The sequence below is a fragment of the Methylophilus sp. QUAN genome, assembly GCF_015354445.1.
Taxonomy (GTDB): Bacteria; Pseudomonadota; Gammaproteobacteria; order Burkholderiales; family Methylophilaceae; genus Methylophilus.
In genome coordinates this window covers 762,024-775,789 of record NZ_JADKYT010000002.1, presented here as the reverse complement: position 1 = coordinate 775,789, position 13,766 = coordinate 762,024, and the positions used below count along the sequence as shown (strand labels likewise).

Genomic DNA, 13,766 nt, shown 5'->3' with positions numbered 1-13,766 from the left:
TGACAATCGGGATATGACTTAAGAGTTATATCCCCCTAATCTTTACTCCCATTGATAACCAGTTGGCACAAAGTCAAATCCCTGTTCGGAGAAAGACTGTGAGAGTGCACCCAAGGCCTCAACAATTGCCGGGACGTCTTTAATAGGAATCTCTGATACCAGCATCCAGAGGTCCATCAATGCTGTAATCTTTGCCCTGACCTCTAAAGAGCTTGCTTCATTCAAACCTATATCGGTCCTATATTGAAGCATGACCATATTGTCAGCTATGGAATGCGCCAATAACGAAAGTGAAATTTTACTTGTTTCCAATTCACCTCGTGGGTCCACAAACTCATCAAGTCTTCTCTGCGCGATGGCTGAATAGTTTGTAGCGGGACAATCATAAAATCCATTATCCCGCTCGAATCCCAGTATCTTATGAAATAAAGTGAGTGAAAATTCAGATCGAGGTAATTGGTTAATGCGATCCCATTCTTTAATCTGCGAAGGTGACTTAGATGCAATACTGGTTATTTTTCCAGGTATGGTGTTTAACGCATGTCTGTATGAAGTGCATTCGTCAGTCTGTTGAAAAGCAGCTGCATTATAAAATGCGGACGATATCATCGAATGTATCTTAGAAACGCTAAACGTCTTCAAAAGCGACTTACAGATTTCATCCAGTTTCACTGAGTCTTGATGGAAATTGTAATTTGAAGCACGATTGTTTGCATACTCAATACACTCGGCCAGAGCAATCTTCTCCCACAAGTAAAGCAACTGATCTGTCCATTCTTCATACCAACAACCCTTCATGAATAATGAATGAATGTGATCCAAGGATTTGGATGGACTTCGGACAGTTTCAATAGGAATATCAGTTCCCCAAGTGATATTGGGCAGATAATTCACTTTATAAATATAGTAATTTTTCCCGTCATCAGTGAAGTCTGGAATCCGGCTATTGTCGACATCAACAATAATCGCATTGTGATTGAAAGCGCTGATCAAAAAATCCTTAAAGTTGTCATGATCCGGATACAGTCCTTGATAATAGTCGTTCGCTGATTTTATTGTGTCCTTATCAGTTTCAGTGCCTACGGACATTAGAGCCATGACTGTGACTATCACATCCAAAGGTAGATCACACATAGGCACTGGTTCTTTGAGATGGTGGTTTGACCAGTATTTCAGGATGAGGTCTCGTTTGGCCGCAGCAGGATCTTCTGGAGTGTCTATTTGCGTTGGTGGAGTAGTTTTTTTTCTCGCCATATGAACTACCTTATTATTGATCTCAATTTACCAAATACTGAGTTTGATTGTAAGTTGCATTGGCGAAAGTCAACTGAATGAGGTCTTCAGACCAGTTTCTATTTGATCTAAAACTTGGCTGACATCCTCAATGTTCTGAATTTCTTCGGGCAAACTTTGTAGCTCCTTCAGTAAACGCCAGGCTTGATACTCATGGAATGGGTTTAATCCCATAACATTTCCCAATGTCAGATCAGGATCCTTATGTAAAGATATCTTGGCAAAGTCTTTCAAAGCATTCGTGATATTCCAATCGTTTACATACAACAATACCGCACTGAAAGCGACTAAGGGGGAATGTCTCAATTCAGGAAAATGGTGGTTGTGAGGGAATTTTAGATAATGATTAAGATATCTTGTTAATTCGATTGTAAGTTGATACTCGTTTTTCAGAACTGTAGGATCGAAAACTTCGGTTTTTTGATGGACTTTAATAATGCTGCTAACTTTTTCTGCATGATCGTGTAATTGCCATAATTTTAGGCCTTGGATACATTCAGATAGGTCTGCGTTGAGTAAATATAATTGCCTATGAGCTTCGAGCTTCCAGTCGAAGCCTTTAGCGGCAGCGATATCCTTGCTCAACTCTACTGATGCTGGAAGCGTCCCAATTGAGCTTCCTTTAAGTATGGCTCTAGTCCAGGCAAGCAATCTTATTGGAAAATCCGCATCCAAGTTGACTTCGAATGATGAACCAGCTTTAGTTTTATAGAACCATTCACGCATGTCTCGGATTTTGACCTGGCTAATTATTCCAAGCTCAATCGCAGAACATACTAATACTCTCACTTGCCGAGTAATACTGTTGTTGGCTTTACCAAAGTCAATAAGGTTTTCAGGGGTTTTGATCGTTTCTGAATTTGAAAAGTCGCAAAACTTTCCATGGCCAGGTGTCGTAAATCTAAAATATGGCTGCCTTATTAAAGCCCCGGTTTTTTTGGAAGCTGCACCAGAGACAAGCTCTGCTCCCGTCACAAAACAACCAGGGCACTGAATATCGACAGCTATAAACGAACGTATATGATCATTGATTCCAGCAAGGTTTGTTAGATCTCTAACCTCTTTGTCACCGTTCAAATGAGATAGAAGCTGCTCAACATCAAGCTCTTTACCATACAAGGTTGAATATGCTGTCAATGGCATATGTACCTCTCCAAAAAGTAATATTAATAGTTAAATGTTTACCAACTTTCCGACTTTTGAAGAATGGTGCTCATCAATTGGTAAATGCACACCCCATGTATACCGTTTCTGATTTGGATTGTATTGATACACAGCAATTTCAGGGAAATTACGTTGATCGTAATGACTTCCTAATCTTAAGCTGATAGAGGGAGATGCTGCCAGAGCCAAATGTACGCGTTTGATTCCTCTATTGTGAAGTTTGGCCATTACATCTACAAAAGCTTCAACAATTAATATTTGATCGTTTTCAGTCCAAATTGTACTAGGTGTAGCATCAGGGACAGTGATTCTAATAATTTTGAGCTTTGACCAAGTGTTGGCCAGCGGCTCATCCGAAATCTGATAGGTTGCTGACAGGGCTAAAACTACTTCAGATGCTTTCCCGAGTTTCACCTGGTCAAGGTTATCAACGATTTGCAGTGTTGCATCGTTGTTGTCCAGTGGCTGCCACTCTTTCCGAAACCTTTCATACTCCCAAATATTGGGAATGAATTCATCATCAAGTATAGCGCCAAGCAAAAATTGGAAAGGGACAGGTGCAATCATTCCAGCATGAATCACTATATCTTCTCTAGCTTTTCCTGCAATGGCAGTTTCTACTCTAGAGCGAGCATTATTAACTTTCTCCAGAGCTCTCTCCAGCTCTGGTTTTGTTTGCGCGCTTACATGAGACCTGATGTCAATTAAAACTTCTTCAACTTGACCAGGATACGCAACAGCAATTTTGTCTTGTAATGGAGTATTTACGGAACCATCCAACCCTCTCAGTTCAATGACTATGTTCTTCAACCGGGTATTTCTTCTATGGGTTGCAATCCAATCAAAGCCACCTATGAAACAACCTGCAAGAATCATCGCAAATGCAAAGAAAGTTACGAGGTATGAGATGATTTCTGGGATTTCTGACGTACTGAAGTCCAGTTTGAGATGATTTATATCACCCACGTGCTCGAAAATAACATTTCCGTTGTAGCCCCATACACCCAGGAAAAGAAGAACACCTGCTGTAATAAGTTTCCCTGCAAAACTAGGTCTGAAGAATTTTATTAATTTTAAAATTTCATCGAATACATATTTAATACTCATAACGGCAAGTACCCCACTAATTGAATGTTATTATTCTTGTCACCCATCCACACTCCGAATTCTTCCGTACCAATGATGATGGAAAGTAGATAACCGGAATTAAAGGCGGATGCAGCTATTACCTGTTTGAAATCAGCATAATCAACCGAAGATGGTGTAGGCCTCGGTTCAGGATGAGTGTGCCATATACCTAAGCTGACTCCCTTTTCATTAGTTTCTCTCCACCATTTTTCAGCTTTCTTCTGGTGCTTGTTACTCCTGTAAAACGAAAATCTGGTTCGTTTATCCCCGAAGCAAGGAACAGTGCATTTTTCGATCAATAGACCATTACTATATAGATCCAGGTAGCCTAGCAAGATACCACCAGCCTCTCTAGACATGAAATTTGTTTGTTTGTATTTTTTAAACTGTTCAATAACGCTTACGTCAATATTGCCGCTTACATTAGCTAACTGAAAGTAAACTCTGCCCTCCCCTATGTATTGCAGCATGGGCAGTTGCTTTCATATATTTCTTGGCTTGTGAAAAGCATTTTTGATTGTTTTTCAATCGCGCTTTTATAAGTATCAGATGTTTTAATATCGTTTTCATTAGCACTGGTATCTGGCCCAATCCACCGCGCATAGCCTGTTTTATTCAATAGAACGAAATCAACAATCAATTGTGCTGTTTTGATCGCATCTAATCCTGAATAAGGCAGAAAACCGCTACATCCCTTGAGATTCTTAGTCACTTTTTGATCAGGCTCGATAAACGAGCATCTGCTTTCATTACCTGGATGACTTCCATCAATGATATATAAACATTCTAGGCAACCTTTTTCATTTGTCGCCATCGATATGGAGTGTCCACCAAGCCCAACTGGCTCTACCCATCCGGAGATAATCTTAAAAGGCCATTTCTCTCTCATTGCCCTGCTGATGATCAGCCTTTCCAAGACGATATTACCAGTCGTTAAAACCAAGAAATCTATGTCCGGTATCAACTCACTAAGATATTTTTCGACGGGGTCTTTGATGGGTTTAATGTTCAAGCCTAAGAATCTGGAATTCAAATGCTCAGTCAGCGCTTTTACTTTGACCTTGCCCGCATCGTTCATGCCCAATACATGGCGATATAGATTATCTCTGCTGAAAATATCTGAATCTATCAAAGTTAAGTCAGTGATGCCGGCTATGCATAAAAATTCCGCAACTCTTGATCCAACAGCTCCAACACCAGCAACAGCCACTCTCGACTTTCTAAGTTCACTCCCACCGCGTTGGGAATAATAGTCTGGATCCAATTCCCTGGTGGGATAGAAGTTTACTTCAGCGATATTTGTTTTTGCATCACGTACATAAGTAATTGCTAAATTGGCGAAACCATAAGCGTTTTGGACCCTTAACATCAACGCTCCAGTTTTCTTGCGAGACAGGTTCAGCTTAGGATTCTTTAATACTAGAGAATTTAACCAGGACGAGTCAGGCTTTTTATTCATCGGAGGTACCAAGTCGATCGTAGTCTCCAAAAAATCCATCTTAATGTTGGGATGTTTTGAACTTTTACTTGGCTCTGATCCGTTAATTGAAATTAGTGCATGTGTTTTTTTTATTTCTTGGATCTCTGCGTAATGGGCTTGGGCGGGATCGATTTTCCCATTAATCCATAGCGTTGACTGAGGGAACCAGACAGCTAAGTAATCCTGCAATTCGTCTGCAAAAAGGATATGTCGTTCTTGAACGCTATGGGAGTTGTAACTTTCAATAAGCTCTAATGCCTGAGTTATCACAAAATTTACAAGAGTGTTTACGTTCTCTGGATCAAATACAACGCCTTGATCATCTGATATACAAATTACACCGGTTGGAGAAATGTGAGGGTGACCCCAAAAATACTGGGGATCAGTTATTGAAATCGTAGGTAATTCAATCAAGGAGCTGCCATCAATGCTCATCTCAAGCGGCAGTGTGTTCTTAACAAAATTGACCTTCAGAGTTTCAAAAGAAGATTCTTTGACAGAAATGCTCTCAGCCTCGACCGCAGCCAAGGCTAAGAGGATCGATGGTTCTAAAGGATTTTGGCTGCTCAAGCCGAACTTCCCGCTACCACAACAGGTCTTTGGGCGTTTTGTTTCGCCGATTCGGCCTCGGGTATTGGGAAATCATCTCCAAGTTGTTTAGCGAGCTTGCAGCAAGCTTTGTGTGTATCAGTTTCTGTCTCGGCGTCTTCCAAAGCAGTTATTAAAAGTTCTAGCTTGTCCTTTAGTGTTTCTTTTTGCAAGTCAGTTAATTTTGAAGCTAGATTTGTATAAGGGGCTACTGGTAGTTGAATATTGAACATTCCCCAGTCTAGTTTGTTCTTCATTGTTGTAGCTAAATCCTTGAGCGCTAGCAAGTCACGAGGCTTGTTATCATTCAGAACATCAAACTTTGGAACAAAGTACTCACCTGCGAATACGGTTAATGCAATACTAGGTAAGTTTGAATGGCCGATTTTCAAATTTCTCCAGCGCTTCATGTATGAAAGCACCCGCCTAAATTGGCTTCGATCATCACCTTCAAAGCAGTCCTGTACCCAGGTAATCAAATCTCTAGGCGCTGCAATTTCCCAAAAAGTATCATCTTCCTCTGAGTTCAAATCACCTTTGGCAATGTAATATTGATCATCTTCTTTGCAATAAATCGCTAGATCCACATGAAAATCTACCTCGCCATCTTTCATGTAGTTAACTCGGACACATGGATATTTGATCTCTACTGAGCGATTTCCCTTGTTTAAAGTATTACAGATAATTTTCTTGATTGCTAAGGGGGTGTAGTTTGATCTATCCATCTCAAATACGAGGCCCACGTCAATGTCGTAATTGCCATCCAACGGCATCACTCCCGTGAACATCGCGTAACTGCCTTGATTAAAATATGTCCAATTCGGAATGTCCTCTGGCAGTCCGGATTTTAAGGCATCGATCAATATACGGCGTTTTTCTATTAAATTGGCTTTCTCTTCATTAATCTTAATTGCTTGGTAATACTCATTGAACTGTTGCTGACAGTACATATATATCCCCTTACATAAATGAAAATGTTAAGCCTAGGAAAAACAAGATATTGAGTTTTTGGGAGGCCATAATTACTATATTTGGGGTCCGTGTAGGAATTTCAAGCCTATCAAGCATTTTTTTATCATTATTTTCAAAAGATATGTTTTTTTGGTCAGAATGCGTGATACAGCCATTGTAATTTTCTGATGATAACTTCATTTTTAAACAGTAAGATTTTCATCTTATTTGAGTAAGATTTAATCATTTGATTTATAATTAATGCTCATTTGAGTAGTACAAAGAGGAGTGTATGAGCCTGAAAGCACAAAAAGCATCGAGAGCGGCGCCAGTTGGGAGAGTACGCACTAAACGTTCCGGCATATCCGCACTGTCTGCCTACCAAAATTTTAATCAAGCCATAGTGAGAGCTAATCCTAGCGAAAGAATTTCAATCATTCGTGGTGGAGTGGATCCGCGAATGTTAGTGGGAGGTAGCGAATTTTTTCAGATACCAAACCAAAACTTTTTTAGAATCATTGGAGTTGCCTCAGCTACTGCAGCCAGAAAAATTAAAAATAAAATTGCATTAGGCCCTTATGAAGCTGAAAGACTTGCTAGAGTGGCGCTAATTGAATCAGAGGCTGAGTCGGTATTTGGCTCTGAAGCACTAGCTAAACAGTGGCTTCTCACTGAAAATCATGCTCTAGGAAGTGCGCCTCTCCAATTGCTGGATACCGAGATAGGTGCGAATGAAATAAAGAAAGTTCTTGCTGCCATTGCTTATGGCGGGTCCGTCTAATTATGCAGGCGTGGCGGATTTCCAAGCAGCAGTACGCGCTTGATCGAATTGGTACTGGCGCGCGAATGTTTGGGGGGCGTTGGAATTCTATTGGAGTCGCAGCGATATATGTCGGTATGACACCAGCAATTTGCTCGCTAGAAAAACTTGTTCATACAAGCAATATTTTGATAAATGATCTGGTGTTAGTAACAGTTGAGTTGCCAGATGATCCTCAGTTATATCACACATACAGAGTTGAAGACTTGCCCGCTGATTGGGATGCATTGCCAAGCTCAACTTCTTCAGTGGCAATCGGAGACTCATTCGTTGCCGAGGGGAAATATCTAGGTATTCAAGTTCCCTCAGCTATCATGCCAGAATCATACAATATGGTAATAAATCCGAATCATCCAGCTTTTGCTCAGGTAACTTTTAATATTGAGCGCCCTTTTATCTTCGACACACGCCTACGAAATCCTGAATAAAGACAAATAGTTTGCCTTAATAAAAGGGTTACTCAAAACTATCATCATCTTCCTCTTCAGGAGTTAATAGTTCCCCAGAGATCAATTGAATCGTTTTCCAATCTTTTTCACTTATTTCACTTACACCCAAGGACAGCTTCCTTGATGCGTGCATTCGATCAGTTAGCTTGGCTTCCTTATTATTTTTCCATGTCGAACGTCGACATATCAAAAGCTCAATTAACACCCGCCAAAACGCGATCCCATGCTTGAATCGACCTGAATGTAACTTGGATACCTTTTTTTGTCCGTCAATCCAATTACCCGCAGGATCTAGAAGCTTATCTACAGGGATTAAAGTTGCCCCGTAATAAGAAGGTATAGAACTTGAGGTCTCATAGTCGGCTCCTTGTTCATAAGTGTTAAAGCCATATCTTTTCTTATTTAAAAGACCTCCAGGAACATAAATGAGTAAGAAAGCTAATTCACCAACAATATTTCTCGCTGATAACAATTGATTACGAAGGTTTTCCCAGCCCGTCTTGCTATCGCAACGAAGTTTTTGGGTATTTGGATCAAAGACTTTTGCTTGAATCAAACATCTCTTTACGCCCAAAGGACTAGATACTATGAGCTCTAAATCAGCACCGTTGAATGCTTCCTCGGATACAGTTGTTTTACCCAAGGTAAATTTAAAGCTTTGCGATCCGTGGGAGGTATCTAAAAACTTGCCTTCTTTACCAAGCCAAATGCAGAGCATATCGCAAAGTTCATCTGTTAGCGTTCTCTCATCAGAGTTGAACAATTCTAATTTTGCAGCAACATGAGCACCTACAGATTTAGCAGGACCTGGTATTGAACCAATATCAATATAGCTCGAGAATTTGAAGTTAGTTGGCACAGTGTTATTTTAGGTATTTAATCTATTTGTTGAATTGTAGTTCTGTTAATACACCTGGTTCATTCCTAAACTATTTTCCAATACAGTCAAATTAAGAAGTTCAAAAGTTAGTCAGTGCGTTAATCATCATTTGAATCATGGAGTTATTGCGATTACCAAGACTGATTCCACCGCTTTATCCACAGAACATGTGGAAAACAGCTTAAAAGAATCATACCGATAAAAATCAGCTTTTTTCAGCAAGAAGTTTCCGAATTACAGACTCAGTTTCCTGATAGTTACCCTCTCCGAAATGGCGGTAAACGATCTTCCCCTTCTTATCAATTAAATACAGGGCTGGCCAGAATTGATTGCCATATGCCTTCCAGGTGGCATATTGATTGTCCTGCGCAACTGGAAACTGGATATCAAATTTGTTAATCGCTTTAACAACATTTTCTGGAGCATATTCCTCGGGATATTCAGGGGTATGCACGCCCACAACCACTAAACCTTTATCCTTGTACTTTTTATACCATTCTTTTGTATAGGGCATGGCGTGAAAGCAGTTGATGCATTCATAGGTCCAAAACTCGACCAAAACCACGTTTGAACGTTGCTCACTCATTTTCAATGGCTTGGAATTTATCCAATTTGAGATTTGCATAAATTCTGGAGCATCCACTGGTTGTTTGAGCGTTCCCCCATATGCAAGTTGGGAAAAAGCAACGATGGATAAAGTGGTTATTAATCTTCTAAGATATCCCATATATAAACTCCTTGAATTGCCTATTCTTTTCATCACAGTCCCTATAAATATCTGGGTTAAATGAGAATTTAAAAAGGGGTATTGAGTTCTGGCACTTTAATTATGCATAATATTTCTGCATCTTCTCACAAATGCAGAGCCCTATGAAACCTGGTTATATCTATGTTTTGGTTCACCCTTCGAATCCTAAACTGCACAAGATAGGGATAACCACTCGCAACCCTGAAAAACGACTCAAAGAACATAACTCAGACTTCACTCAATACACGGGTCGCATAGTCAAAGAGTCCGGCCAACTATGGGTGTTGAAGGAATATCATGAAGTTGCAGACACGCAATGGGCTGAGGTTTGTTTCTGGGCTTCAACTGGGCTTAGTGTTATTCCATATAGGGGTCGGATTGAGGTTGAAGAACTAGATTGGCACACTGTAGAAAAAGGGATTGCTGCAGCCAAATCCGCCGGCGTTCGCCCTCCTGAGCCTGAGCCGGATTATGTACTTGCGAATAATACCTGGATGAGAAAACGATTAGAGGGAAGAAACGTTACCCTACTAAGCAATATTCGAAGCAAGTTTGGAAAAGCTAATTTTAAATGCTCCGCAGGACATGAATGGAGAACGGTTCCTAACCAAGTCGCTGACGGAAGCGGTTGCCCCGTATGCGGTATTGGTAACAAGCCATTAGAAGAAATTATTCTTGATGTTAAACCTGCTAATGTTTATCTGCTGACTAGTCCCGATCATCCAGGCATGATCAAAATCCGAATTCAACCATGTGGCTCAGAAGAAGATACTTCAAGCTCCTGGAATCCGCACCGTTTCAGATACACTGAAGATGTTGAGTTAGCCGAAACGGTAATCTGGAGGCTGCTAGGTCGTGAAGCACCGTTCGACGAGTCTGCGTTCGAATACAATTTACAAGCAGCCGAAGATGCATTCCGTAAATTTACTTACGAAATGCATACCCAGCTGGCATTCAAAGAAAAAGGCGGATATTGATCAGCTTCAGGTTCAGTAAGTCTCTCTAATGCTTAGTTACCAATCATCTCCAAATTCGACGCTCCTGGCGGAACGATAGGCAGAACGTGTTGATGGATATCTACGCTTGAGTGGATTAAGCAGGGTCCCCTGCCCTGCAATGCCTTCATTAAGCTTAGCTCCGGATTAGAGGAAGTATCCAGATCAACTGCCGCTATACCGAATCCCTCTGCAATCATCATAAATTTCGAAGCAGTTTGATATTTAGACGCAAAAATCCTTTTATCAAAGAACATAGCTTGTTGTTGATGAACCATGCCTAGTGATTGGTTATTCATCAGAATGATTTTGATATTAACGTTCAATTCAGCAGCTGTAGCTAATTCCTGAATATTCATCATGATTGAACCATCACCAGTAAAACATACAACGGTTTTCTTAGGATTTGCTACTGCGGCACCGATAGCCGCAGGTAATCCAAATCCCATGGTGCCAAGCCCACCAGAGGTTAGCCAGTGGCGAGAACGGTTCAAAGGATATGATTGTGCAACCCACATCTGATGCTGCCCTACATCCGTAACGATAATGGCATCACTGGGTAAGCAATTTGCCGCTGCATTTATCAGCCCAAAATGCGTAGAAATATCATCAATCCCGGGCTTGGATAGTGGATGTATAGTTTTAAGCTCATTGATCCTTTCAATCCATTGTGGTCGCTGATTCAGCTCTATCATTGGCAAAATCGACTTCAAAAAATGACCGGCATCGCCAACTATCGGTAAATGCGGCATTCTTAATTTTCCTATTTCCGAAGGATCGATATCTACGTGAATGAGCTTGGCCCTCGGACAGAATTTCTCAATCTTTCCGGTTGCTCTATCATCCAGCCTTGCTCCAACAACAATCAACAGGTCACACTCATCTAACGCGAGATTGGTATAGCGCGCGCCATGCATACCCAGCATTCCAAGAGATAAACTATGTGTCATCGGTAAGGTACCGAGTGCCATCAGGGTCATTACAGTCGGGATTGATGATTTCTCGGCAAATGCAATGGCAGCATCGGCCGAGTCGGCATGAACTACCCCTCCTCCAAGATAAAGGATAGGTCTTTTTGCCGAGTTAATTAGTGACGCAGCTTCCTCATAATTATTCTCGGATGAGTGACTTGGCTGAGCTTCAATTTGTCCAGGCTCAGGAAATTCGCTGATGTCCAAGATTTCATTTTGAACATCTTTCGGTAAGTCGATTAAAACAGGCCCCGGCCTGCCAGACATGGCAATTGAAAAAGCACGTGGAATAACGTCAAGTAATTCCTTAGCACTCTTAATCAGAAAGTTGTGCTTTGTGATGGGTAGAGATAGGCCATAGGTATCAACTTCCTGAAAAGCATCCGTACCAATCATAGACTGAGGAACCTGGCCAGTGATTGCAATTAACGGGATTGAGTCCAGTTTGGCGTCAGCGATGGCAGTCAGTAAATTGGTAGCCCCTGGTCCTGAAGACGCAACGCAAACTGCTGGTAAGCCAGTAGAGCGCGCTATGCCTTGTGCGATAAAACCTGCGCCTTGCTCATGTCTCGCCAGAATATGGGTGATCTGATCGGATTTAGATAAGGCATCATAGAACGGTAGGATAGGCCCGCCTGGAATGCCTGAGATAATCTTGATACCTTGCCGTTCAAGTAGCTTGATGGCGATTTGCGCGCCTGTGTAAATTGCCATTGTAAGTCTCCGTTTGAAGTCTGCTCAAAACGGCGAGTCGCAAGATGCAAAAAACCCCGCCGGTTTTGCCGACGGGGTTTTGGGATAAATTCTTTTTTACTATTCCAAATGCTCACTCATCGGCGAAGTCAAGACGACCACGACGACTGACATTAAAGACGTATATGTCCCTGCGCTGTTCAAAATAGCGCTTTTAGTCTTTGTGTGTTGAGTTTGAATTAACATAAGTAATGATTATAACGTCATATTCTGATTTTGTTCAAGATGCTATCTTTTGCTCTTAGAAAGACAGCCAAAACAGTATGGAGCTTAGATTACCGCACTTCCAATAGTTCATTCCAACTGCCAGTGTAATTGGGACTGAGGTAGTTACGTTGCATCTTCCATGCCTGAACTTTGCCTTCAGCGGCAGACTTAACTGGATTGTTTGGGTACTTTTGTTTGATACGATCCATGACATCCATCAAGGCTTCAGATTTTGGATCACCTTCGGTGAAACCAAACATATCGCTTTGCAAACCACAGCTTGAAACAGTATCCAGCAACATTACACCGCACTTTTGATAATAAACACCTGGTCGGTAGATTTTCTTTAAAAGCCATAATGCTGTTTTAATGATTTTGGTTGTCGAGTTCGTTGCCGCTGGAAAGCCTACTGATAACTGGCCAGAGTAATATTCTGCCTGGTCATGTGGACTGTTCTGGGCAAAGACATAGACACCGTTCGCATATAAACCTTTACCTCGCATTCGTTCAGCTGCAATGCTGGCGTGGAAAGCCACTGCTTGGCTTAGGTCTTCCATAGTAGAGGCACGTACGCCAAATGAACGAGAGCTCATTACCTGCTTGGCTTCAGGCAGCTCATCTTCCATCTCAATCCAGACTTCACCATTGAGCTCTCTTACTGTACGTTCCAGAAGCACACCGAACTCATCACGAATACGTTTCGGATCAGCGTATTTAAGGCGTAACACACTATGTACACCGAGCTTATTAAGTCTGGCAGCAAGCCTACTACCTACTCCCCAGACTTTATCAACTGGTAATGTTGCCAGGATGGCATCAATCTCATCTTCCGACATGGAGGTGAAGTCACATACGCCATTCCAGTGGTCCTGCTTCTTGGCGCAATGATTAGCGAGTTTTGATAAAGTCTTGCTGTAACCAAACCCCACACAGATAGGCAGGCCTGTAGAGGCTTTCACATCCTGTCTGATGGTCTGGCCATAATCGGTGTAATTGACATGAATACCGGTCATTTCTAGAAAGACCTCATCAATGGAATACTTCTCCATGCGTGGTGAGTATCTGGACATCACTGCTGCAAATCGATTGCTCATGTTTGCGTACAGCTCGTAGTTAGATGAGAACACTATGGTGCCAAGCTTCTCAGCTTCTTCCTTGATTTCAAACCAAGGTCTAGCCATATAGATTTCTAAGGTGGCTTTAGCAAGCTTGTTTTGTGCAATGACGCAGCCGTCATTATTAGATAAGACGACAACTGGTTTGCCACGGATGTCTGGACGGAATGCTTCCTCGCAGGAGGCATACATGGAGTTAACATCTGCGAGCGCAAATACCCGTC

At 41.6% G+C, this 13,766-nt stretch carries 13 protein-coding genes; 3 read left to right on the top strand and 10 right to left on the bottom strand.

Features of this window, described 5'->3' with window-relative positions; all coding sequences use genetic code 11:
* Positions 1-42: 42 nt before the first annotated feature.
* The 6 genes from INP79_RS12180 to INP79_RS12155 form a co-directional block, all read right to left on the bottom strand.
* Positions 43-1,254 carry a hypothetical protein gene (locus INP79_RS12180; RefSeq protein WP_194754499.1) on the bottom strand — a complete coding sequence of 404 codons (1,212 nt, stop codon included), beginning with the start codon at positions 1,252-1,254 and terminating at the stop codon, positions 43-45.
* Positions 1,255-1,323: 69 nt separating this feature from the next.
* The gene (locus INP79_RS12175) at positions 1,324-2,436 is read right to left on the bottom strand and encodes a hypothetical protein (protein WP_194754498.1); all 1,113 of its coding nucleotides are present in this window, start codon (positions 2,434-2,436) and stop codon (positions 1,324-1,326) included.
* A gap of 30 nt (positions 2,437-2,466) precedes the next feature.
* Positions 2,467-3,564, bottom strand: coding sequence for an SAVED domain-containing protein (locus INP79_RS12170; RefSeq protein ID WP_194754497.1), 1,098 nt, complete (start codon positions 3,562-3,564; stop codon positions 2,467-2,469).
* On the bottom strand, positions 3,561-4,055 hold the full coding sequence (locus INP79_RS12165) for a Mov34/MPN/PAD-1 family protein (protein ID WP_194754496.1): 495 nt from the start codon (positions 4,053-4,055) through the stop codon (positions 3,561-3,563). The genes INP79_RS12170 and INP79_RS12165 overlap by 4 nt, the downstream gene beginning before the upstream one ends.
* On the bottom strand, positions 4,040-5,635 hold the full coding sequence (locus INP79_RS12160) for a ThiF family adenylyltransferase (protein ID WP_194754495.1): 1,596 nt from the start codon (positions 5,633-5,635) through the stop codon (positions 4,040-4,042). The genes INP79_RS12165 and INP79_RS12160 overlap by 16 nt, the downstream gene beginning before the upstream one ends.
* Positions 5,632-6,603, bottom strand: a complete 972-nt coding sequence (locus tag INP79_RS12155) for a cyclic GMP-AMP synthase DncV-like nucleotidyltransferase (protein ID WP_194754494.1) — start codon at positions 6,601-6,603, stop codon at positions 5,632-5,634. The genes INP79_RS12160 and INP79_RS12155 overlap by 4 nt, the downstream gene beginning before the upstream one ends.
* Before the next feature lie 293 nt (positions 6,604-6,896).
* Between INP79_RS12155 and INP79_RS12150 the strand changes: the two genes are divergently transcribed.
* Entirely contained in the window at positions 6,897-7,385 is a 489-nt protein-coding gene (locus INP79_RS12150) for an antitoxin Xre/MbcA/ParS toxin-binding domain-containing protein (RefSeq protein WP_194754493.1), read from the top strand.
* A 2-nt stretch (positions 7,386-7,387) separates the two neighbouring features.
* Positions 7,388-7,852, top strand: coding sequence for an RES family NAD+ phosphorylase (locus INP79_RS12145; protein ID WP_194754492.1), 465 nt, complete (start codon positions 7,388-7,390; stop codon positions 7,850-7,852).
* Between the two features lie 28 nt (positions 7,853-7,880).
* On the opposite strand, the gene INP79_RS12140 is transcribed toward INP79_RS12145, so the two are convergent.
* Entirely contained in the window at positions 7,881-8,732 is an 852-nt protein-coding gene (locus tag INP79_RS12140) for a hypothetical protein (RefSeq protein ID WP_194754491.1), read from the bottom strand.
* Positions 8,733-8,958: 226 nt separating this feature from the next.
* Positions 8,959-9,480: a redoxin family protein gene (locus INP79_RS12135; protein WP_194754490.1), complete on the bottom strand. Its 522-nt coding sequence runs from the start codon at positions 9,478-9,480 to the stop codon at positions 8,959-8,961.
* Positions 9,481-9,623: 143 nt separating this feature from the next.
* On the opposite strand from INP79_RS12135, the gene INP79_RS12130 reads away from it, so the two are divergent.
* Positions 9,624-10,478, top strand: a complete 855-nt coding sequence (locus tag INP79_RS12130; protein ID WP_194754489.1) for a GIY-YIG nuclease family protein — start codon at positions 9,624-9,626, stop codon at positions 10,476-10,478.
* Between the two features lie 32 nt (positions 10,479-10,510).
* Here INP79_RS12130 and ilvB read toward each other — a convergent pair whose 3' ends face one another.
* Positions 10,511-12,181, bottom strand: a complete 1,671-nt coding sequence (gene ilvB, locus INP79_RS12125) for an acetolactate synthase large subunit (RefSeq protein WP_194754488.1) — start codon at positions 12,179-12,181, stop codon at positions 10,511-10,513.
* Between the two features lie 314 nt (positions 12,182-12,495).
* A complete protein-coding gene (locus tag INP79_RS12120; RefSeq protein WP_194754584.1) occupies positions 12,496-13,734 on the bottom strand; it encodes a Y-family DNA polymerase in 1,239 nt (412 codons plus the stop codon).
* Positions 13,735-13,766 lie beyond the last annotated feature (32 nt).

What these genes read in the sequence shown, in the direction of transcription:
- INP79_RS12180 (WP_194754499.1), bottom strand. Translation starts at nt 1,254, where the DNA reads ATGGCGAGAAAAAAAACTACTCCACCAACGCAAATAGACACTCCAGAA.
- INP79_RS12175 (WP_194754498.1), bottom strand. Translation starts at nt 2,436, where the DNA reads ATGCCATTGACAGCATATTCAACCTTGTATGGTAAAGAGCTTGATGTT.
- INP79_RS12170 (WP_194754497.1), bottom strand. Translation starts at nt 3,564, where the DNA reads ATGAGTATTAAATATGTATTCGATGAAATTTTAAAATTAATAAAATTC.
- INP79_RS12165 (WP_194754496.1), bottom strand. Translation starts at nt 4,055, where the DNA reads ATGCTGCAATACATAGGGGAGGGCAGAGTTTACTTTCAGTTAGCTAAT.
- INP79_RS12155 (WP_194754494.1), bottom strand. Translation starts at nt 6,603, where the DNA reads ATGTACTGTCAGCAACAGTTCAATGAGTATTACCAAGCAATTAAGATT.
- INP79_RS12150 (WP_194754493.1), top strand. Translation starts at nt 6,897, where the DNA reads ATGAGCCTGAAAGCACAAAAAGCATCGAGAGCGGCGCCAGTTGGGAGA.
- INP79_RS12145 (WP_194754492.1), top strand. Translation starts at nt 7,388, where the DNA reads ATGCAGGCGTGGCGGATTTCCAAGCAGCAGTACGCGCTTGATCGAATT.
- INP79_RS12135 (WP_194754490.1), bottom strand. Translation starts at nt 9,480, where the DNA reads ATGGGATATCTTAGAAGATTAATAACCACTTTATCCATCGTTGCTTTT.
- INP79_RS12130 (WP_194754489.1), top strand. Translation starts at nt 9,624, where the DNA reads ATGAAACCTGGTTATATCTATGTTTTGGTTCACCCTTCGAATCCTAAA.
- ilvB (WP_194754488.1), bottom strand. Translation starts at nt 12,181, where the DNA reads ATGGCAATTTACACAGGCGCGCAAATCGCCATCAAGCTACTTGAACGG.
- INP79_RS12120 (WP_194754584.1), bottom strand. Translation starts at nt 13,734, where the DNA reads ATGTATGCCTCCTGCGAGGAAGCATTCCGTCCAGACATCCGTGGCAAA.